Source organism: Streptomyces sp. NPDC001020, assembly GCF_053599115.1.
Genome location: NZ_JBSFLQ010000012.1, coordinates 18,218 through 38,497 on the forward strand (window position 1 = coordinate 18,218; position 20,280 = coordinate 38,497).

General features: G+C 67.2%; 13 protein-coding genes and 7 pseudogenes. 7 read left to right on the forward strand and 13 right to left on the reverse strand.

The window, feature by feature from the left end; all coding sequences use genetic code 11:
• Window positions 1–72: 72 nt before the first annotated feature.
• Window positions 73–1,279, reverse strand: a pseudogene (locus tag ACWDEX_RS13795) (IS256 family transposase).
• A gap of 184 nt (window positions 1,280–1,463) precedes the next feature.
• On the reverse strand, window positions 1,464–1,787 hold the full coding sequence (locus tag ACWDEX_RS13800) for a hypothetical protein (protein WP_450463501.1): 324 nt from the start codon (window positions 1,785–1,787) through the stop codon (window positions 1,464–1,466).
• Between the two features lie 54 nt (window positions 1,788–1,841).
• Here ACWDEX_RS13800 and ACWDEX_RS13805 point away from each other — a divergent pair.
• Both ACWDEX_RS13805 and ACWDEX_RS13810 read left to right on the forward strand, forming a co-directional pair.
• Window positions 1,842–1,963, forward strand: a pseudogene (locus ACWDEX_RS13805) (dienelactone hydrolase family protein); the annotation flags it as partial.
• A 175-nt stretch (window positions 1,964–2,138) separates the two neighbouring features.
• Window positions 2,139–3,227: a GDSL-type esterase/lipase family protein gene (locus ACWDEX_RS13810; protein WP_450463503.1), complete on the forward strand. Its 1,089-nt coding sequence runs from the start codon at window positions 2,139–2,141 to the stop codon at window positions 3,225–3,227.
• A gap of 136 nt (window positions 3,228–3,363) precedes the next feature.
• Here ACWDEX_RS13810 and ACWDEX_RS13815 read toward each other — a convergent pair.
• Window positions 3,364–3,456, reverse strand: a pseudogene (locus ACWDEX_RS13815) (IS5/IS1182 family transposase); the annotation flags it as partial.
• Window positions 3,457–3,696: 240 nt separating this feature from the next.
• Between ACWDEX_RS13815 and ACWDEX_RS13820 the strand changes: the two are divergent.
• Window positions 3,697–4,995: a haloacid dehalogenase-like hydrolase gene (locus tag ACWDEX_RS13820; RefSeq protein ID WP_450463504.1), complete on the forward strand. Its 1,299-nt coding sequence runs from the start codon at window positions 3,697–3,699 to the stop codon at window positions 4,993–4,995.
• A gap of 255 nt (window positions 4,996–5,250) precedes the next feature.
• Here the strand turns inward: ACWDEX_RS13820 and ACWDEX_RS13825 are convergent, their stop codons facing one another.
• The 4 genes and pseudogenes from ACWDEX_RS13825 to ACWDEX_RS13840 form a co-directional block, all read right to left on the reverse strand.
• A complete protein-coding gene (locus ACWDEX_RS13825; RefSeq protein WP_450463505.1) occupies window positions 5,251–5,709 on the reverse strand; it encodes a PaaI family thioesterase in 459 nt (152 codons plus the stop codon).
• Between the two features lie 391 nt (window positions 5,710–6,100).
• Window positions 6,101–6,260: pseudogene (locus tag ACWDEX_RS13830) on the reverse strand (IS630 family transposase); the annotation flags it as partial.
• A 313-nt stretch (window positions 6,261–6,573) separates the two neighbouring features.
• Window positions 6,574–7,194, reverse strand: coding sequence for a LysE family translocator (locus ACWDEX_RS13835; protein ID WP_450463506.1), 621 nt, complete (start codon window positions 7,192–7,194; stop codon window positions 6,574–6,576).
• A gap of 352 nt (window positions 7,195–7,546) precedes the next feature.
• The gene (locus tag ACWDEX_RS13840) at window positions 7,547–8,215 is read right to left on the reverse strand and encodes a DedA family protein (RefSeq protein ID WP_450463507.1); all 669 of its coding nucleotides are present in this window, start codon (window positions 8,213–8,215) and stop codon (window positions 7,547–7,549) included.
• 627 nt (window positions 8,216–8,842) lie between these two features.
• Here ACWDEX_RS13840 and ACWDEX_RS13845 point away from each other — a divergent pair.
• Window positions 8,843–9,223, forward strand: a pseudogene (locus ACWDEX_RS13845) (hypothetical protein); the annotation flags it as partial.
• A gap of 90 nt (window positions 9,224–9,313) precedes the next feature.
• Here the strand turns inward: ACWDEX_RS13845 and ACWDEX_RS13850 are convergent.
• The gene (locus ACWDEX_RS13850) at window positions 9,314–10,960 is read right to left on the reverse strand and encodes an alpha/beta hydrolase (RefSeq protein WP_450463508.1); all 1,647 of its coding nucleotides are present in this window, start codon (window positions 10,958–10,960) and stop codon (window positions 9,314–9,316) included.
• 238 nt (window positions 10,961–11,198) lie between these two features.
• A pseudogene (locus tag ACWDEX_RS13855) lies at window positions 11,199–11,506 on the reverse strand (hypothetical protein); the annotation flags it as partial.
• Between the two features lie 57 nt (window positions 11,507–11,563).
• On the opposite strand from ACWDEX_RS13855, the gene ACWDEX_RS13860 reads away from it, so the two are divergent.
• Window positions 11,564–12,025 carry a nuclear transport factor 2 family protein gene (locus ACWDEX_RS13860; protein WP_450463509.1) on the forward strand — a complete coding sequence of 154 codons (462 nt, stop codon included), beginning with the start codon at window positions 11,564–11,566 and terminating at the stop codon, window positions 12,023–12,025.
• 358 nt (window positions 12,026–12,383) lie between these two features.
• On the opposite strand, the pseudogene ACWDEX_RS13865 reads toward ACWDEX_RS13860, so the two are convergent.
• The 3 genes and pseudogenes from ACWDEX_RS13865 to ACWDEX_RS13875 all read right to left on the reverse strand — a co-directional run bounded on the left by ACWDEX_RS13865 (window position 12,384) and on the right by ACWDEX_RS13875 (window position 14,691).
• Window positions 12,384–12,985 (reverse strand): annotated as a pseudogene (locus ACWDEX_RS13865) (transposase).
• A 303-nt stretch (window positions 12,986–13,288) separates the two neighbouring features.
• Complete coding sequence (locus ACWDEX_RS13870) at window positions 13,289–13,648, reverse strand: thioredoxin family protein (protein WP_450463511.1); 360 nt, start codon at window positions 13,646–13,648, stop codon at window positions 13,289–13,291.
• A 62-nt stretch (window positions 13,649–13,710) separates the two neighbouring features.
• Window positions 13,711–14,691: an NAD(P)/FAD-dependent oxidoreductase gene (locus ACWDEX_RS13875; RefSeq protein WP_450463512.1), complete on the reverse strand. Its 981-nt coding sequence runs from the start codon at window positions 14,689–14,691 to the stop codon at window positions 13,711–13,713.
• A 91-nt stretch (window positions 14,692–14,782) separates the two neighbouring features.
• On the opposite strand from ACWDEX_RS13875, the gene ACWDEX_RS13880 reads away from it, so the two are divergent.
• A complete protein-coding gene (locus ACWDEX_RS13880; protein WP_450463514.1) occupies window positions 14,783–15,382 on the forward strand; it encodes a helix-turn-helix domain-containing protein in 600 nt (199 codons plus the stop codon).
• A 279-nt stretch (window positions 15,383–15,661) separates the two neighbouring features.
• Here ACWDEX_RS13880 and ACWDEX_RS13885 read toward each other — a convergent pair whose 3' ends face one another.
• Window positions 15,662–18,670 (reverse strand): family 16 glycoside hydrolase, encoded by a 3,009-nt coding sequence (locus ACWDEX_RS13885; RefSeq protein ID WP_450463515.1) that lies wholly within the window; start codon window positions 18,668–18,670, stop codon window positions 15,662–15,664.
• 432 nt (window positions 18,671–19,102) lie between these two features.
• Between ACWDEX_RS13885 and ACWDEX_RS13890 the strand changes: the two genes are divergently transcribed.
• Complete coding sequence (locus tag ACWDEX_RS13890) at window positions 19,103–20,215, forward strand: serine hydrolase domain-containing protein (protein ID WP_450463517.1); 1,113 nt, start codon at window positions 19,103–19,105, stop codon at window positions 20,213–20,215.
• Window positions 20,216–20,280: the final 65 nt, after the last annotated feature.

Genomic DNA, 20,280 nt, shown 5'->3' on the forward strand with positions numbered 1-20,280 from the left:
GCGCACCCCGCTACCCAGTAGAGTTACCAGGGGGCGGCGAGCAATTGTCATTCCTATGGATCGTGGGGTTGTTCAGGCCGCGTGAGCCTCGGGTCGCTCGACGAGGTGGCCGTTCTCGAAGCGGGCGCCACCTCGGACGAGGGCAACGAGGTGGGGTGCGGTGACCGCGCGCCAGCGTTCCTGGGCGGACTCGACGAGTTTGAACACCATGGCCAGAGCTGCGGCCGGGCTGCCGGCGCCGCGGGTGACCTTGGTCCGGAGTTTCACGGAGCTGAAGGTCGACTCGATCGGGTTTGTCGTGCGCAGGTGGACCCAGTGCTCGGCGGGGAAGTCATAGAAGGCCAGTAGTTCGTCCTGGTCGTCAAGGATCTTCTTGACCGCCCTCGGCCACTTCGTCCCGTAGGTCTTCGCGAAGTCCTTGACAGCTTTCTCGGCGTGGTCGCGGTCCTCGGCGTTGTAGATCTCCTGCAGGGCTTTCTTCGCGCCGGGCTGCGCAGATTTCGGAAGCGCGTTCGCAACATTGCGGACCTTGTGGACCCAGCAGCGCTGATGGCGGGCGGCGGGGAACACCTCGGCCAGAGCCTTCCACAGGCCCATCGCGCCGTCGCCGACGACCAGTTCGGGGTCCCTCATGCCGCGCCTGCGGCAGTCGCGCAGCAGGTCGGCCCAGGACTCGGTCGACTCCCGCAGTCCCTCGGCCAGGGCGATCAGCTCCTTCGTGCCGTCGACGCGCACCCCCATGAGGACCAGGACGCAGGAGTGGGCCTGTCCGAGGCGAACCTTGGGGTGGACGCCGTCGACCCACACATAGACGTAGTCGCTCGCCGACAGGTCACGGTCGGAAGGCGGCATGATCGGCCTGCCACTGCTTCGTCAAGCGGGTCACCGTCGCCGGCGACAGGCCCGCCGAGCCGCCGAGGAACTGCTCCAGCGCAGGAACGAAGTCGCCGGAGGATAGTCCGTGCAGGTAGAGCAGGGGCAGCACCTCGCTGATCTTCGGGGACTTGCGGCACCAGGGCGGCAGGATCTTCGACGAGAACCGCATCCGCTCACCGGTCGCCTCATCGACGCGCCTGTCGTTGACGCGGGGTGCGGTGACCTCGACCGGACCGGCGGCCGTGGTCACGGTGCGGGGCCGGTGGCGGCCGTTGCGCACGACCAGACGGCGGCCTGCCTCGTCACGCTCGGCGGCCAGCTCGGCTATGTACTGGTCGACCTCGGCCTCCAGCGCCGCGGCGAGCATCCGCCTCGCGCCCTCACGGACAATCTCGTCGATCAAGGAGCCGGGCTGCGTCGTGCCGTCCTCGTTGACTACGCTGAGCGTGGGCGTGCCTTCCCAACCCGCGTTCCAGCGCGGGCCTACTCGGTGACCTATCGATCACTCGGGAAGGTACGCCCTCTCACGTCCAACCCGAGGCCGATCCACAGATCTTGAGCATTGCTCCGGCCCCTCGCGACTCGCCCTAGCCGCGCAGCCCGTACACGCCGTCGAGCCTCACCCGGCTCCCGTTCAACAGGATCGCGGTCGGGTACTCCAGCAGACTTCTCGCGGACGCGATCTCAGTCTCGACCGTCACCACGTCATCCCATGGCACGAACCGCGTGCGCCACAGTCCGTAGCTGTGAATGCCCTCCGAGGACACCCGGATCCGCTTGGCGACAGCCCGCCAGGTCAGCGATGCCCAAGCCACCGCCACCGCCCCATAGAGCCAAGGCCTTATCGCCGAAGGCGCACCCTCAGTACCGCCCAAGCCGAGCAGGGCCAGCAGCTGAACCACCAGCGCCATGCATGCATTCGACCAAGGAACCCTGATCAACATGCCTTTTGAATACCCACGACGATCTATCCCCGCACCATTCACGGCTTCACCATGTCCGACACCGACGCCTGTGGCGCCCCGGGCTGAAGCGCAACTGGGAATGCCTGCTCCTCCTCCTGGACCGCACCCTGGCCAACAGTTGAGGCTCCAGCTTGGATACCGCCCTGAAGTACACGGCTCCGGAGTCCTAGCTAGCTAGTGCTCTGGCCGCATCATAGGGTCGTCAGGTTGGCCGTTGATGCGGCAGAGAGAAGAGCGGATGTGACTGGCGAACTACGTGAGATCCCACTATTGGGCGGTCCGGTGAGGTTCCGCGGAGTGCTGGATCTGGAGCGAACCGAGACTGGCGTGCTGCCATGGCGGTTGCCTACTTGGGCCCGGGTGCAGTTCCCGGATGACTCCGTCGAGCGGATGGCTACGTTGTCGTCGGGGGTACGGCTGGCCTTCGTAACGACCGCGACATTGCTGGAAGTCGAAGCGCTCACGACCGTCACGCAGTACGAGGGCAGTGCCGAACACTCTGGGCCCGGAGCCTTGGAGCTCGTAGTCGACGGAGACTTGTTGCGCAGGGAGCCTCTGGCCGCGGGCAACGTGTTGCATGTGTCGGCTGGGCGCCGCAGGACGGTCCCGGGTCCCTCCTGCCGCATCACGTTCGGTCAGCTGCCGCCGGGAGAGAAGGAGATCGAGCTGTGGTTGCCGCAGCAGTCTCGTACCGAGCTTGTCGGCCTGTGGGCTGACGCCGCGGTTGTACCGCCGCCAGCCACCGGTCGCCGCAGCTGGCTGCATCACGGCAGTTCCGTCAGCCACTTCCCGGAGGCTGACTCACCTGCCGACACCTGGCCGGTGATCGCCGCGGCCCTTGGCGGGGTGGAACTCGTCAACCTCTCGCTGGCTGGTAATGCCCGGCTCGATCCGTTCGTGGCCCGTGCGATCCGAGACGAGCCGGTCAGCCTCATCAGCCTCAAGCTGGGTCTCAACGTCGTGACTGGCGCATCATTCCGGCGGCGTTCCTTCGGACCAGCGGTGCACGGGTTTCTCGACACCATCCGTGAGGGCCACCCGGACACCCCCTTGCTGGTGGTTTCCCCGGTGATCTGTCCCCCGGTCGAGGACACCCCCGGCCCGGTGACGCTCACCACCGACGGATGCTTCACCGCGCTCGGCACGCCCGCTGACATCCCGAGCGGGGCGCTCACTCTCAACGTCGTACGCGATGAGCTGACCCGCATCGTGACCGCTCGCCAGGTGCACGATCCGAACCTGCACTACCTTGACGGCCGTGACCTGTTCGGCACAGACGACATCCCTGACCTCCCTGATGGCCTTCACCCCAACACCGCAGGCCATCGCCGCATCGCCAAACGGTTCGCCGAAATCGCCTTCACGCATCCGGGCCCATTCGCCTGAGGGGTTTCAGCGCGCTTGTATCAGGAGGTGCTTTTTGCCCCAGGTGGCGTCGAAGTCCGCGAGCCGTGTCCGGGCCTCTTCCTCGTTCACGGCGGTGTATCGGGGTTGAGATCGCGGGCGACCTCGGCCCAGTCCGCAGTTGGAGGAGCTTGTCGAAGATGATCCGGTCGCTGATCCGCCGGCGGTGGCAGCCGAGCGGATGGTCCGGATGGTACTCCGGCCGCTCAGGAGGCCATCCTCGGTTTCAGGCCGACCCATGCCGTCAATCCGGACAGCTTCACCTGGGCCGATCCTGTCGACGAGGTAGATGTTCGCCGTGTTCGCCGAGGCGTCGTACTCGACTCGCATTACTCTCCGGATCGTTCAAGCCGGATGGGGCATTGGCGAACGGTCTCCGCCGCAGGCTACTGACATCAAAGATCGTCAGGATAGTGCCTGAGTCCCGGAGGTTGATGTACGGTCCACTCACATGCGTAACAGACATGTTGCCGCGTGGACTTCGGCCGTGGCCGCCGCACTCATGGCGGCTGCGACCCTGACCACTCCTGCGGCCGCCGCCACGTCCGCACCGTCCGCCCCCACCGTCTCCCGGGACTGCCCGCAACTCTCGACGAAGCTGCCCTGGTACGGGGAGAACCGGGCGAAACTCCAGCGCATGATCGACGAACGCGGAACCTGCAACGGCCATCACGGCCCGCGCCCTGTCGCCGCGTTCGACTGGGACAACACCGTCTCCAAGAATGACGTCACCGACGCGACCATCGCCTGGGCACTGCGCCACGACAAGATCCTCCGACCCGCGCGCTGGAAGGACTCCAGCAAGTGGATGACCGATGAGGCCGACCGGGCGCTCACCGCAGCCTGCGGCACCGACGTCCCCGTCGGCGCACCCCTGCCCACCTCCACCGACACCGACTGCACGGACGAGATCTTCAACATCCGTGAGTCCGGCAAGACCATGAGCGGCGCCGCCGCCTTCTCCGGCGAGTGGGACCACCGGCATACCGTGCCCCAGTACGCCTGGGTCCCGCAGCTCTTCGCTGGGCACACCGTCCCCGAACTGGAGTCGTACGCGGCAGCCGCCCGCAAGGAGGCCCTCGCCGCACCCGTCGGCGCCACCCAGAAGCTGGGCACGCACACCATCCCCGGCTACGTCCGCTACTACGAGCAGCAGCGCGACCTGATCCGCACGCTCCAGCAGGCCGGGTTCGACGTCTACATCGTCTCCGCCGGCTCCGAACCAGTCGCCGAGGTGTGGTCCAAGGGCGTCGGTATCGACCGCAAGCACACCATTGCCATCCGCTCCGTCCTCGACGAGCGCGGCCGCATCACCCCGTACAACGAGGGCTGCGGCGGTGTCCCGATCAACAAGGGCGAGGCCATCCCGTACATCGACGGCAAGCGCTGCTGGATCAACCAGGACATCTTCCATATCAAGGGGAAAGCGGCCTGGGAGAAGCAGCGTTGGGACAAGCGGATCGCGCTCGGCGGCGGTGACGCCGACACCGACGTGACCTTCGTCGGCGACGCTACCGGCGCGCACCTCGTCCTCAACCGCAACAAGAACGAGATCATGTGCCGCGCCTACGACAACGCCGACGGACGCTGGGTCGCCAACCCCATGTTCATCGAGCCGCTCCCGCAGAAGCAGGGCACTTACCCGTGCTCCACGGCCGCCTGGAACCGGCCTGAGGGCGGCTTCGGCCCGCTCCTGCGTGACGACGGGTCCGTCGTGCCCGACCAGACGGACTCGGTCCACGGAGTCTGAGCCGCAGGCCCTGCTTTTCGGAGCACGGCTCTTTTCCGGAGTGCTGATCTTCCGGGCGGCGGCCTGAATTCCCCGGAGGAGCATGTCGCCGCCGCCCGGCTGGTACCCGGGCTCCCAAGGTCCCGTCCTCCGAACGCTGGTGGGACGGGGTCGCGTGCACTCAGCACCGCAGGGACCGCCGGTCCCGCCTCTGCCCCTGCCGCAGCCCCAGCAGCAGTCCGGCGGCGGTCGCGGCAAGCTCGTCGCGTCAGGTCCTCACTGGTCCGGCCGTGATTCGAGACAGATGAGTGTCTGCTGCCCGGTGGCGATGAGCGTCTTCTGCCCCTCTTCGTGACTGAATACCTGCAGTTGGCAAACCGTCAATGTTCGGCCGGACCTGAGGACGGTTCCCACAGCCTCGATGTGGTCGCCCGCGGCCGGGGCCAAGAGGTTGATCTTGTATTCCACCGTGAGCACCGTGGAGTTCTCCGGGAAGAGCGTGAAGGCCGCGTAGCCGCCCGCGCTGTCGGCGATGGCGCTGGTGGCGCCGGCGTGGATGTAGCCGTGCTGCTGGGAGACTTCCGTTCGTCTGGTCAGCGCGATATGAACACGGCCAGGAGTGATGTGCGTGATGCGGGCGCCCAGATGACGCATGAGTCCTTGCCGGTCGAAGCTGGCCTGAATGCGGGCCTGCACTTCGGGGCTGACCTGGTCCTGTAACGTTTGTTCTTTCACGTCTCTCCTCGCATTTTCGTCATCAATGGTTGCGGCCTTGTGAGCCGAGACTAATTTCGACCTTCCTCTCACCGCCAGCGAACTGCGGTGGTATCCAGTGAACATGACGGCGCCTCACCTCACACGCGGCCATGTCCAGGGCACAACTGCGACCGGCCTCGGCGCTCCGCACCCGTGGCCGCGTACGGCGATGCCGTCTCGCGTGCGGGAAGCGGGCCCAGCCCTGCACCCGTCACGTCGTCATGGTGAACACCATGGGCCGTGCGAGGGGCCCTCGGTGATCGGTGCAGGGAACCAGGTCGTGCGCATAGCGTGGCAGGCGGTTGACGGGCAGCCACTTCCGGGCTGCTCACTGCCGTATCTCGGCGCCACGGGTCGTCGCGAGATTTCAGCGCAGGGCCACACCTCCTTGACCCCCCGGCCACCGTGTCGTCGTTCCGCTCCATGGCATGTCGGGTGGGTAGTTGGCAGTACCAGCCGTCGCGTATCAGCAGCTTCCGCACGGCGTGGATCGTTTAGGTCAGGTGGAAGCGCCAGCCGATCAGCGCCTTGCGAGGTCCGTGTTCGTGCCCGGCTCGACCTCGCTCGGGAACTGGTGATGAGGAACGGCGGTTATGAGCCACCAACCGGCAGGCCGGGGGTGAGCCGCACCCAGTGAGTCTTCCGAATGTTGTTATTGCCTGGTACCTCGAGCGTCGCCCTCGCGTGGGTGTCACCTACATCGCCTCGCGAGAACCAGGCCACTCGTTCCTTGGTCGTCGAACACTACTTAGCGTCTCCGCCAGTAGGTAGTGGCAGGAAGAACGGTTGAGCACGTTACGCCTCGGCGGTCTGGTCAGACTTGACCCACGGCGTCAGCCGTCGTCAGCTCTCGATAGCCATCCGAACACCAAGAAGGACCAGCACAGTGCCGGAGACCCGCTCGAGGCGCTGGCGTACCTTGGCTCGGGAGATGATCTTCTTCATTCGGCCGACGAACCATACATACAGTCCGTAGTAGCCGACCTCGAAGACGGCCCAGAGGGCCGCCAGGCCGATCATGGTGGGCAGATGAGGGGCGCCTGCGGGAACGAACTGTGGGAGGAAGGACATCGCGAACACTGCGGCCTTGGGGTTGGCGAGGTTCAGCAGTAGGCCCGAGCGGTACGAAGCCCAGCCCGAGTGCACTGCCTGTGCGTCCTGGCTCTCCTCTTCTCCCTGCTCGCCACGGGCGTCCAGCAGCGTCTTGATACCGAAGCCGACCAGAGTCACGGCACCGGCGATCCGCATGATGTCGTACGCCAACTGGGAGGCCGCGAGCAGTGCGGTGAGCCCGAGTGCCGCAATGACACCCCAAATGAAGACGCCAGTCTCATTGCCCAGCACAGTGAGGAAACCGGCACGCCGGCTGCGCAGGGACTCTCGGATGATCAGCATTGTGCTCGGGCCGGGTGAGGCCGCGATCAGGGTGCAGGCGCCGAGAAAGGCGAAGAGGGTGCTCAGCATGCGCCCCATCGTGGAGTCCCGCTGCCGATCGTGTCCATAGGCCCCCTTGGAGGACGGGGGCGAGACTATCGGATGCGGTGGCTGCGGGGCGGGCACCCCCGGAGATCACGAAGCAAATAGAACCCCGTGCTCAACTCCGTTGCCCCCACGCCATCAAACACCCCGGACTCCACGCCTACTGGCGGACGCTCTGAGAAGCTCGGACATTCCCGTACGACTGGCGACGGCTTCGACCCGTCCCCAAGCCGTGGCCGGCGGCGTCCCGCACGCGGTGCGCCTACCGGACACCGCGTAGGAGGTCGTGTCGTGCGTCACTGACGATCACACTGCAGTAGCCAGGTTTCTCAGAGGATCAAGGAGCCGAAGCGTCCTGGTCGTCCGGGGAGGGCGGCGGTGATGCCGAAGTGGTACGGCGGCGCATCAGGTGGCGCGTGACCAGGGCGGCCAGGACAAGCGCCGCTGGGGCCAGCAGGTACATCTCGTAACGCTGAATGGCTGGATACAGGGTGCTGATGTGATCGCCGGCGAGTGCTCCGAGGGTCACCCAGCTGCCCACCCAGAGCACGGCGCCGAGCGTGTTGAAGGCGAGGAAACGGCGCCAGGGCATCTTGCTGAGTCCGGCGATGATGCCGTTGGCCTGGCGCAGGCCCTCGATGAAACGCGCAACGGTGATGACCTTGCCGCCGTGCCGGGTGAAGAATGCCTCGGCCTTGGCGACCCGCGCCGGGGTCAGCAGCACGTAGCGGCCGAACCGTGCAACAAGGCGGCGGCCGCCGTAACGGCCGATGAGGAAGCCGACGTTGTCGCCGCAGAGGGCCGCGCCCACCGCGATCACGGCAACAGCGATCACATTCAGCCGCCCTGCCCCGGCATATATGGCGGCGGCGATCAGTACGGTCTCCCCGGGAACCGGAACGCCGAAGTCCTCCAGGAAGAGCAGTACACCGACCGCCGAGTAGCCCCAGTGATCAAGGACCGGCGCCAGGTCGGCGAATATGCCCGGCAGTGGGGGTGCGCTCATCGTGGTCACCTGCCTTCGGCGAGCCTACCGGGCGGGCTGCGTGGCGACATCCGGTGCGGCGGCCAACAGCGGCCGCGCAGCGCGCTGCGGCCCGGAGGCAGTGCCCGGCGGGGTAGCCCAGCGACGCATGGCGCGATCACCACATGCCGGCGGCCCCATCGCTCCGGCGCCGGTATCTATCAGGCAGTCCTCACCGGTGTGGGCGCCTCAGCCGCTGGCCTGGGCATCTACCCTGCGTACCGGCGACCCGGCGAGCTGACTCTGCCCGCGGCAGCCCCCGTAACGTCATGCACGCCCTGCCCGTCCGGACCGGGCGGAGAGGAGACCTCGGGACGGTGAGTTCTTGGACGTCGCCGATCGGGCCGTCGCCCGCGGCGACACCGCGACTCGGGCTCCGTCGAGATCATGCGGGGCGACCTGCTCGCATTGCTACGCAAGAAGGCAACGTCGAAATCCTGTTCGGTCAACTGATTCCGTTGGTGGACGGCGGCGGCCCGCTCGGACCGATGGCCTTCGGTCGCTCCCCAGACACGGCTGGCTGCTGACGGCAGGGCGCTGGAGGCTTTGTGGACCGGAACGGTCTTGTTCTGCTCAGTGAAGCCTGAGCGGCGCCGGACTAGCGTGTCACACGTACGCATGGTGCACGACCTCGCGGAAGGTATCCGGGACGGCGTCCTGTTCACCGACGACATCCGCTGCCCGGTGCATGTCACCGACCTGGCTGCCGCCCTGCTGGAACTCGCGTCCTGCGGCGCGGTCGGCGTTCACCATGTGGCAGGAGCCGACGCCATAAGCCGTCAGGAACTTGGCATCCTCATCGCGCAGCGCGACGGGCTCGACCCCTCCCGGCTGCCCACGTGCCTGCGGGCCGACAGCCCGTTCCCCGGGCCGCTCGACGTCCGCCTCGACAGCCGCGCCACCAGTTCCTCGCTACGGAGGCGTGAACTCCTCCTCGAAGCGGCGCATCCGTCCACACACACGTTGACGAGACTGCACAGACTTCGGTAGGACAGGACAAAGCGGTGTCCTGTGACAGCGAAGCTTGAATGCTGCCGTAGCAGTGGTGGAATGGGGCGTGCGCCCCGGAGGGTGTACGTACTACGAGCACGTCGATTCACGCTTGGGGGTCGTGCCGTCGATGAGGTACGTGTTGACGGCCCTGGTCGCGCAGCGGTTGTAGGGGTAGGAACCGTGGCCCTCGGCCCGCACTGTCAGCAGGACGCCGACCTCCTCGCCCAGCTCGTCCACCATGCGCTTGGCGCCCGCGTACGGCGTTGTCGGGTCGCCGGTGTTGGCGACGACGAGGATCGGGGAAGCGCCGTCCGCGCTGACGTCGGGAGCGGCTCGCTCACCTTTGAACGGCCAGTCGTAGCAGAGGTAGACGCTCGAGGACAAGGCTTCACCGAAGACGGGGCTGGCCGCCTTGGCCCGTTTGATCATTTCCTCGGCTTGGGTGAACCCGGGACGCAGGTTGGAGTCGGCGCAGGTGATCGCGACAAGGGCGGACACGCTGTTGTCGCCCGAGGCTTTGCTGGGGGCGTTGACGCCGGCTAGGGGCCGGACCCGCGCGTCTGGGGCGTGGTCGTATGCCTTCTGCAGCAGCTTGCTGCCGGTGCCCCGCTGAATGACCTCGTTGAGCGCCTTCACCAGAGGCCTGCGGCCTTCCTCGCCGAGGTCCAGGTAGTTGGCGATGGCGAGAGCGGCGAGATCTCCGTCGAGTTTTTCGTCGCCGTCGGTGGGGGCGGGCTCTTTTCTGAGCTTGTCCAGCAGTTCGATGACGCGGTGGTCGGCCTTCTTGGGGTCGCTGCCGGTGGGGCAGTCGTCATAGGTGTTCGCACAGTGCTGAGCGAAGTGGTCGAAGGCGAGCTGGACGGCCTTGATATGGCTGAGGTCTTGCTGCAGCCGGTCCTGAGTCGGGTCGACAGGGGCTTCGAGTATGAGTCTGCCCACGTTCTTCCGGAACAGGTGGGCGTAGACACCGCCCAATTCGGTGCCGTAGGAGACGCCGAAGTAGTTCAGCTTCTCGTCACCGAGGAGATAGCGCATCAGGTCCAGGTCGCGCGCCGTCTGCGAGGTGCCGACGTAGGGCAGGAGCCCACCGGAGTACTTCCGGCAGGCGTCGCTGCCCTCGAACTTCTTCTTTCCACAGCTGACGGGGGCGGTCCCGCCGACACCTCGCGGATCGAAGCTGACCAGGTCGTAGCGCTCGCCCAGCAGTGCGTAGTCGCCCGCGTACCTGGGGAGCCCCATGACGCCGGACTCGCCGGGGCCTCCGAAGTTGAACAGGAGCGAGCCGATCCGCTTCCGCTCCGGTCCGGTGGCCCTCTTCCGGATCATGGCGACGTCGATCGTGTCGTGGCCTGGCCGCCGGTAGTCCAACGGCGCCTTCATCGTGGCGCACTCCCAGCCGTCGCCCGGAGCGTCACCGTCACCCTGCGCCGCGGACGGTGCCGGGCAGGCCGACCAGTCGAGCCGCTGGCCGGCGGTTAAGGCCGTCGGCAGCCCCGGTGGCGGGTTTGTCGCCTTGGCCTCGACCCGGCGGGTCGCCTCGCCGCCTTCGGTCGATGCGGACGGACCCGAATCCGAACTCGAACCTTTGACGACATCGCACCCAGTCCCGGCGGTCACCACGACAGCGACGGCGAGCAGGCATGCGGCAGCGCGGTGGCGCAGAGCGGCGGACACCACAGCGAGCCGCGATCGACCACCGAACCTGTCCGCCTTCTTACCGGAAGCCCAGGTCAAACACTCCGTGATCAAGATCCGCGCGCGCATCCGTGAGTCCCCCTGCCGCCTGGTACACCAGAACGTTGTGCCGCCCAGAAGGCACGAACCTACTGATGGTCAATGTTCGATGGCCATTGATCAAGCGTCGCTGTCACCGGACACTGTTCTGTGCCAGCGAAAGCCAAACGCTTGTCATCGAAACCTGAGCAGACGGCTGGGTCGGGCCTGCCCCTCCGGACCGACTCCTGGTGCTTCCCTTGACCAGGGGCAAGGCCGTCAGCAGACGCTTGTTGCAGCCGGACTGCTGTGGCAACAGGTACGGGAACATGTCGGCCAGAAGCTCGCGGGCGAATCGCAGCCACCAGGCCTCGGCACGGTACCCGAGCAGAGCCTGCGCCACCGTCAGACAGACGAGTTCGGAATTGCTGAGCAGGGGCGAACGTTCCATCCATCGCTTCCTCCGCTCTCATCACCGATCTTCACGTAGAGTGCGGTCGCGGGAGTCTCCAAGTCGTTTGATTCGACCGGAGTTTGGAGGCTTTCCCCGTGTCCGTACCCTGAAATCCCGGCCCCTCACACGCTTGAGCTCGGCCAGTCGGTGATCGAACGGAGCCCCATCTCATGCCGGACATGACCTCGGGCAATCTTGGCCCCCGCGAGGTTCTGGCCCGCTACCAGCGGGCGGTGCTCGACAAGTCCGCGGACGACCTGGCCGACCTGTACGCGGTCGACGCCATCCATGAGTTCCCCTTTTTCTTCCCCGGCATGCCTGCGCTTTACCGGGGCCGCGAAGAGGTTCGAGCGGGCTACCGGACGGTATGGGGGGGCAGCCCGGCGCAGCCGCAGCAGATCCGCGAAGTCGCGGTGCACCAGAGCACCGACCCCGAAGTGATCACCGTCGAGCAGGTCGTCACGGGGACCGTGACCACGACCGGCCAACCGTTCAACTTCCCAGGCCTCTTGGTGATCCGGGTCCGGATGGGCCTGATCGTGCACGTCCGCGACTATATGGATGGGTTGGGCGTCGCCCACGAAATGGGTCGATTGACCGCCATCGCCGCCAGTCTCGCTGGCAACCTATGAGCTGACTCATTGGTCTGGACGACGAGGTCTGAAGTCGGCTGGGCTTTCTGGTGCTGTATCTGGCCATAGCTCCGCCCTCGTGCCTCAGCCGATACAGTCCTGCCCGCGATCGTCATAAACGCGGCGGCTTTCAATGGAAACCGACCAGTGGCTCGATGGTTCCCACTGGCGGTTGGACGCTTGGACGTTGTTCTCTTGGTGGTTCTCGGGTCGAGCTGTACAGGGATACTGCTGCGGTGCATTTCTGACCGACAGCGAGCCGGGCTGCATCGCCTGGTCGGACCTTGACGACGTGCAGAGCTTCTCGGAGCAGACCGAGACCCCGCCCTTCGACGTCTGGGTCAGCAGTGTCGGAGCCTCACACTGATTGGTCCTGCTCGTCCGCATGGACGAGTCGGCGGTGGCAGATGAGGTCTGCGGCTATGCCGGCGAAGGCGAGGAAGTGTTCTGCCTTGCGTTCGTAGCGGCGGTGGAGCCGACGGCAGCCGGCGAGCCAGGACACGGTCCTCTCAACTACCCATCTGTGGCGACCGAGATGCCCAGCGACAGTGGAATCCGTTCCCGTCCGTGATCAGGTGGATCTTCGATCCCAACTTGCCGCGGTCGGTCGGATTGGGTCCGGCCAGAAGTCCCCTATTTTTGCGGCCTGGAGGCTTACGGAGTCGATCGCGCACCGCGACCAGTCGAGCTCGCCGCGGATGCCGAGTTCGTCGAGGGTGACGCGGTGGAGCCTGGCCCAGACGCGGGCCCGGCTCCACTGAGCGAACCGTCGGTAGACCGTCTGCCAGCTTGGACCGAACACGGGTGGGACCTGCCGCCAGGTGCAGCCCGAGGTGGCCACGAAGATGACCGCGGCCAGGACCTCTCGGTCACCTGCCCGCCGCCAGCCCCACCCTGCGGACGAATCACCTCAGTTGGCGGCACGACCCGCCGAAACAGCGCCCACAACCCCTCCGGCACACCCGGCCGGCCTGTGGAACGTCATGGACGACCAGATGGACTGGGTTGCGGAGCTCGTGCGGGTCAGCGGGAGCGCGGCCGCGTGACGCGGCTACCAGCTGGCTGCGTCGCTGACTAATGTCGACGTGATGCTTGACAGCCGCCAGGCGCGCAGCACGCCGGTCTCGCCGGCGCGCTGGACGGCATCGCAGCCGATATCGTGCGACGGGCCGTCGACGCCTGAGCTACGTGCTGCTCCGGAGCCCGGTCGGTGAGCGATTCAGCAGGTCGTGCCGAGCCCGGGGCTTGTTCCGGTTTCGGCACTCACCGGCCATCGCCCCCGGCCCGCAGGATCGAGGTGAGCTTCTCCTCCAGGACGTGCTGGGGCGCCGCGCCGACCCACGAGCCCGCGGGCCGGCCGCCTGTGTAGACGACGAAGGCGGGAACCGAGGTGATGCCGTGCTGGACGGCCAGCCCTGGCTCCTCGTCCAGGTCGACCCGGACGACGTCCAGGTCGCCGGACTGTTCGGCGGCCAACTGCTCCACGATGGGGGTCACCATCCGGCACGGGCGGCACCAGGTGGCCCAGAACTGAACCAGGACAGGCCGCTCCGCCTGGAGGACGCGCACGGTGAATGTCTGCTCGGTGACGCTGTCCACCGGGCGTGGGGCATGTGTGGGCATGTGTGGGCTCCTTGTCTTGGGCGGGTGGGGGAGTGATGGGCCCGGCGGTGCCGTGTTTTGGGCTACTGGGTGGCGGCGGCCGTGTGGCGGTGGTGTTCGACGGCGCGGTCGACGTCCTCGTCCAGCAGGTTGGCGTTGATGGCGAAGGCGGCGGCGGATCCCATGCCGGCGGCGGTGACGACCTGGGCTCGTGGATCGATGACGTTGCCGGCGGCCCAGACGCCGGTGACGCTGGTGTGGCCGGTGCGGTCGGTGGTGACCCAGCCGTTGTCGTCCTTGTCGCAGCCCAGGTAGGTCAGCAGGTCGTCGTGCGGCACGGGGCGGGGAACGACGAAGGCGGCGGCGCGGGGGACGACGCGGCCGTCGCAGAGTTCGACGCCGCGCAGCCGGCCGCCGTCGATGACGAGCTGTTTGACCTCCCCCTCGGCGAAGCGCACGCCGCGCGCCGCCAGCTGCTCCCGGTCCTGCGCGGTCAGGTCCAGGGTGTGTGGGAAGAAGACGACGTCATCGCTCCACTGGCGCAGCAGCAGTGCCTGGTGCACCGCTCCCGGGTGGGTGCCGAGGACGGCGAGCGGCTGGTCGCGGACCTCGTAGGCGTGGCAGTACGGGCAGTGCAGCAGGTCCTTGCCCCACCGCTCGCGCGCGCCGGGGATGTCGGGCAGCTCGTCGCGCAGCCCGGTCGCGATCAGGACGCGGCGGGCCTTGAGCACCACCCCGCCCGCCATACGGACGTAGTAGCCGTGGTCGATCTGGTCCACCTGCCCGCGGATGAGCTGGACGCCGTAGCGGGCGATCTCGGCACGCCCGAGGTCGAGCAGGGCCGCCGGGGGCAGTCCGTCGCGGGACAGGAAGCCGTGCATGTGCGTGGCGGGCGCGTTGCGCGGCTCGCCGGCGTCGATCACCGCTACCTTGCGGCGAGCGCGGCCCAGGAGCAGGGCGGCGTTCAGACCGGCCGCTCCGGCACCGACCACCACCACGTCGTGGACCCCGTCGAAGTCGCCGCGCTGTGCCTTGCTGTTCTGGTCATTCGTCGTATTGATCATGTGAAGAACCTCCTGACGCGATAGTGCGCGTGAGGTCTTGAAGTGACAACTTTGGTTGCCATTTCTGGGACGCTGGAGGTGAAATGAGGGTATGGACGAGCAATCACCGATCGCCGCCACGCTGGCCCAGGTCGGCACCCGCCTCAGGCGCATCCGCGCCCAGCGGGGTGTGACCCTGTCGGCGCTGGCCGAGGCCACCGGCATTTCCAAGAGCACTCTGTCGAGGCTGGAGTCGGGCCAGCGCCGCCCGAGCCTGGAACTGCTGCTACCCATCGCCCAGGCCCACCAGGTACCCCTGGACGAACTCGTCGGGGCGCCCGAGGTCGGCGACCCACGGGTCCGCTGCAGACCCCGCGTGCACCACGGGCGCACGGTGATCCCGCTGTCGGCCCAGCCCGGGGGGCTGCAAGCCTGGAAGTCGATCATTCCGGCGGACCAGAACCGGCCTGAGCCTGTCACGCACGAGGGGTACGAGTGGTTGTACGTCCTGTCCGGACGCCTGCGGCTCATCCTGGCCGACCACGATCTGATCCTGGGGCCGGGTGAGGCCGCCGAGTTCGACACCCGCCTGCCGCACTGGTTCGGCCCCACGGGCGAGTCACCCGTGGAGATCCTCAGCCTGTTCGGCCCCCAAGGTGAACGCATGCACGTTCGGGCAAAGCCCCACTCACGGATGGAGCCGGCGTCCTGACGGGAAGGCCCGTTGCCGGGGCCGCCCGTCCGCGGCGAGCGGCTCACCTCAGCCAGAGGCTGATCCTCGACCGCTGTCAGGATCAGACCCGACAGAACGTCGCCGTCGATTCCCGGCCTTCACAGTCGCTGCCCTACCGGACGGCGATTACGGGACAGCCCTAAGGGCAGTGAGCACGTCAAAACGCCTGCACCGCTTGGTTCGCAAAGAACGGGAAAGGGGGCGCGCCCACGACCTGGTGGGCGCGCCCCGCGGCTGGGCGACAGTGGACTGGGCGCGTCAACTCAACTGTTCTATCCGGATGTTGCGGAACCGTACTTTGTTCCCGTGGTCCTGTAGACGGATCGCCCCGGCCGACGGCCCCTCCGGCGCACCCCCGCCGGTCGGCCCGTCGATCGCGACGTCGTCGTGGACCTTCTTGCCGTTCCACACGACCGTCACCCGTGCGTCGGCTGTCTTACGGCCGCTCTCGTCGAACCGTGCCGCGCGGAACGTGATGTCGTACGTCTGCCAGGTCTCCGGCGCCGTCGCCGCGTTCACGTCGGGGGCCTTCTTCAGGTAGATCGCCCCGGCTTCGTTGGTGTCGAGCGTGGTGTCACCGTACGAGTCGAGGATCTGCACCTCGTAGCGGTCCTGAAGATAGACGCCACTGTTACCGCGGTCTTGGCCGGTCACGTCGTCCGGCAGTAACGGAACCCGGAACTCCACGTGCAGTTCGAAGTCCTGGTAGGCCTCCTTGGTGCGGATGTCGCCGCAGCACACCTCCATCGACTGCTCGGCGGCGAGCGGCCATTCCACGCGCCGCCCGTCCGGATGCTGCCACTGCGTCTGGGAGGCGGTGGTGCCGTCGAAGAGGGTGACCGGGGCGTCGTGCGGACGCACGGTGATCAGGTCGAGGTTGACATGACCGGTGTCTCCGGCGTCGAAGCGGTACGCGAGGGTGTTGTGGCCCGCGCGCAGGCTGAGGCGTTCGGTCCTGGTCGACCAGGCGTCCCACGTGCCTGTGGAGGGGAGCTTCGTCTGGCGTAGCTTCTCCCCGTTGGCGTACAGGGAGAGGGACTTGGTGCCCTGGAATGGGTTGGGACCGTTCGAGTAGCGCAGGTTCACGTCGTACTCGCCGGCCTTGGGGACTGTCACGTCGAACGTCGTGGCCACCTTGCCCGGGGTGCTGTAGCGGTCGACGAAGCCGCTGCCCGAGTACCCGGAGTGGTCGGTGTTGACGCCCGCCGTGCCGGTCAGGCGCGCCTCCTCGGCCTCGTACAGTGTGGCGGGCGGCGGCTGCTGGCCTGGCATCGCGTTGAGCGTGTACCAGGCCTCCGTGCTCCACAGCGTCTCGCCGGACGCGGATGCGAAGGGGCGCGGCGAGCGCACGTGCACGACGCGGCCGGGCTTGAGTCCGTCGAGGCGCAGCCGGACCGTGCGCCCGTCGTCGGCGAGCGTCGCCGAGCGTACGGCGAGCGGCTCCTCGGCGATCTTCGGCCCGCCGTAATCCGATGTCGGGGTGTAGCGCCACTGCTCGGCCTGGTAGTGGGAGGCCAGCTTCTCGGCGGTGGCCTCGGACACCGGCTGGGTGTACTCCAGGTCGAAGCCGCCGGCCACGGCCCGCATCTCCTTGATGTCGAAGGTGTTGCCGCCGTTCGGTGTCAGCTTCTGCAGGCCGAACTTCAGCTTGCCTTCCTGACCCCAGTTGCCGTCGGCGCCCAGACCGCCCGCGTAGATCGCGCCGTCGGGGCCCATGGTGATCCGGTTGACGCCGGCTTCGAGTCCCTGCGTGTAGCGGAACACGGCTCCCTGGTACTGCCCCTTCACCTTCTCCAGGAAGCCGCGCTGGAGCCCACCGTACGTGACGTCACCGAAGAGCATCTGCCCGGTGAATTGGCCCTTGGTCAAGTAAAGAGGAGTACTGGGGGAGTTGGCGATCTCGTTCTGCGGCAGCCACAGCACCGGCTGGGTGACGGGACGGTCGTCGAACGGGCCAGACGGCTCGGTGTAGTGGTTGAAGAAGCGGTCCTGCTTGATCTGGACGAGCTTGTTGGCCGGCAGCCAGCCGCCCTGGTTGTCGGTGGTGAAGAGGCCACCGCCCGGACCCCAGCCGATCCCGTTGGGCGTGCGCAGACCGCCTGCGACCGGATGGATCTTCCCTGTCTTCTTGCTGACCCGGTACGTGGTGCCGCGGCCCGGGGCCGGTTGCGGGGTGGTGGTCGCCCCGCCGTAGTTGATGGCGACGGACAGGTTCACGTAGAAGTAGCCGTCGCGGTAGAGCAGTCCGAAGGCGAACTCGTGGAAGTTCCCGCTGTATGGCCAGGTGGCCACGGTGCGGTACTCGTCGGTGACGGAGTCCTTGTCGGTGTCGACGAGTTGGGTCAACTCGTGCTTCTGCGAAACGTAGAGGGAGCCGTCGACGTACTTGATGCCCATGGGCTCGCGCAGCCCGCTTGCGATCTTCTTGACGGTCACCCTGTCGCGGCTGGTGTTCCCGGTGACATGGTCGAGGAGGTACACCTCGCCCGCCTTGTTCTGGGAGCCGCCCCACGTGCTGATGGCGAGCCGCCCGTCGGGTAGCCAGTCCATGCCGGTGACCTGCGGCTCGAACCCGTCCGGGCGCAGGTCGGTGAGGGTGAGGTCGGGGCGCACATCGGTGAGCGGTAGTCCGTCACCGGGGCTGTCCGCGCCGGCCTCGCACTCCTTGCGACCCGGCGCCGTGACACGTACGACCCCGGCGTCGGTGGTCAGTGACTCGCGCGGCACGACGGTGAAGTCGGTGGCGCCCGGCGGCTTCCAGGCGAGCGTGAGCTGCTGCTCGCCGCCGCGCTCGAAGTAGTCGACGCGGAAGGGGTGGGAGCCTGCGGTGAGTTCGACGGCTCCGTCCTTGGGCTCGGCGGCGTGCAGTCCGTCGTGGTCGATGACCTCACGGTCGTCGATGGTGAGACGTGACCCGTCGTCGCTGATGAGACGGAAGGTGTACGTCCCGTCGGCGGGGATGACGAGGTAACCGGAGGCCTGGGCCGAGAAGTTGTCGACGAATCCGCCGAAGTCTTCGGTCGAGGACCAGTCCACGGTCGGCATCAGCTTGTCGTGGTTGGGTGTCTGGCCCGGTTTGAGCGTGCAGAGCTTGCTGAGTGGGATCTGGGTGTCGAAGACGCGCAGGGTGACACCGGGTTCCTGGGGTGGAATGTCGGCGGGTACGGCGGTGGACGGAGGCGCGGCCGCTATTCCGCTCGCGAGGAAGCCGCCGACGAGCAGAGCGGTGAGCTGTCTTCGGGCGAGGCGGAAGGGGTATGGATGCATCGGTCCTCCAGGACGGGACCGGAGGCCGCCGGATCGCACTCCGGTCGAGCTATACGGAAACGCGGATGCTGATGCCGAAGAGTCGGTACTCCTACGGTTTCGCCGTCACGCTAGGGGACTTCTGCCGAGCGCGTCCATACTTTGTCATCAGTGAGTTCAAAGTCGGTTCACAGGAGTCCCATTGGACATCCAAGTCCTTCGGGGGATTGACTCCGGAGCCGATGTCGCGGGGGTGGTGCCCCGATGCGGGCCGCGAATGGGCGGGCGCATGCGCCCATTCGTTTGGGTTCTCGTCCCGGATCATGCCGAGCTTGGTCGGCCTGGTGGTTGGGCAGCGCCGAGTAGCGCTGTGGAGATGTCGAGATCTCACCGTTGGCACCGACTCTCGAGTGAACGGCGCCCACAAGCGCCGTAGCCAAAGATCGAGAGGGCATGAACATCATGCAGAAGCTTGTGCAACAGGCCATTGACCAGCTGGTGGAGTCGGGGGCCGAGCTGGGTATCCAGGTCGCGGTGTACCAGCACGGTGAGCTGGTGGTGGACGCGGTGGCGGGCGTCGCCGACCCTGACAGCGGCCGTCCGGTCACCTCGGACATCCCGTTCTACAGCGCCTCCACCGGCAAGGGCGTGACTGCGACGGTGGTGCACGTCCTCGCAGACCGCGGCGCCCTTGACTATGACACGCCGATCGTGGAGCTCTGGCCCGAGTTCGGCGCCCACGGCAAGAACAAGGCGACCATCCGCCACGCCCTGACCCACTCGATCGGCGTCCCGGCAGTGCCGTCCGATCTCACGGTGCAGGACCTGGCTGACTGGGACAGGATGTGTGCGCTGATCGCCAGCTCCGAGCCCTGGTGGGAGCCCGGGACCAAGACCGGCTACCACGCGATGACCTGGGGCTTCGTGATGGGCGAAATCGTCCGCCGGGCCACCGACAAGACGATCTCGCAAGTACTCAGCCAGGAGGTGGCCGCTCCGCTGGGCATCGCCGACGAGCTGTTCTTCGGCGTCCCGGAGTCCGAGCTGGGCCGGCTCGCCCGACTCCAGGAGGCGCCCGGTACCGCAGCGATGATGGCAGCGATGCCCGCCGACATGCCGATGCTGAAGGCCACGCCGCCCGCAGTGACCCCCAGCGCCGAATACGGCAACAACCCCGTGGTGCTCGCTTCGGACATTCCCTCGGGCGGCACGATGTCCGCCCGCGCGGTGGCCAGGATGTACGCCGCGCTGCTTGGTGAGGTGGATGGTGTCCGGCTGGTCTCGGACGAGCGGCTGCGTGAGGTCACAGCCTTGGCCACGGCCGATGTCGACCAAATGGTCGGCTTCCCGATGCCGCGCGCGCTGGGCTACAACCTCGGCCGGCCAGGAGCCAACCCGCAGGAGACGCTGAGCGTTTTCGGCATGCCCGGCATGGGAGGCAGCGCGGCGTATGCCGACACCGCGACCGGCATTTCCTTCGCGCTGACCAAGAACCGGTTCTTCCCCGGTCCTTCCGCCGCGGTCGATCAGATCAGCGAGTTGGTCGCGAAGGCCGCCACCAGCTGAGCCCCTCCGGTCGGGCCCGGATGCGGCCAGGCGGTGCGGGCACGGCCGGTCAGCCTCTGAGCCTG

Bases quoted from the DNA above. Each gene is read 5' to 3' on its own strand.
- ACWDEX_RS13800 (WP_450463501.1), bottom strand. From the start codon at position 1,787: ATGGCGCTGGTGGTTCAGCTGCTGGCCCTGCTCGGCTTGGGCGGTACT.
- ACWDEX_RS13820 (WP_450463504.1), top strand. From the start codon at position 3,697: ATGCGTAACAGACATGTTGCCGCGTGGACTTCGGCCGTGGCCGCCGCA.
- ACWDEX_RS13835 (WP_450463506.1), bottom strand. From the start codon at position 7,194: ATGCTGAGCACCCTCTTCGCCTTTCTCGGCGCCTGCACCCTGATCGCG.
- ACWDEX_RS13840 (WP_450463507.1), bottom strand. From the start codon at position 8,215: ATGAGCGCACCCCCACTGCCGGGCATATTCGCCGACCTGGCGCCGGTC.
- ACWDEX_RS13860 (WP_450463509.1), top strand. From the start codon at position 11,564: ATGCCGGACATGACCTCGGGCAATCTTGGCCCCCGCGAGGTTCTGGCC.
- ACWDEX_RS13870 (WP_450463511.1), bottom strand. From the start codon at position 13,648: ATGCCCACACATGCCCCACGCCCGGTGGACAGCGTCACCGAGCAGACA.
- ACWDEX_RS13875 (WP_450463512.1), bottom strand. From the start codon at position 14,691: ATGATCAATACGACGAATGACCAGAACAGCAAGGCACAGCGCGGCGAC.
- ACWDEX_RS13880 (WP_450463514.1), top strand. From the start codon at position 14,783: ATGGACGAGCAATCACCGATCGCCGCCACGCTGGCCCAGGTCGGCACC.
- ACWDEX_RS13885 (WP_450463515.1), bottom strand. From the start codon at position 18,670: ATGCATCCATACCCCTTCCGCCTCGCCCGAAGACAGCTCACCGCTCTG.
- ACWDEX_RS13890 (WP_450463517.1), top strand. From the start codon at position 19,103: ATGAACATCATGCAGAAGCTTGTGCAACAGGCCATTGACCAGCTGGTG.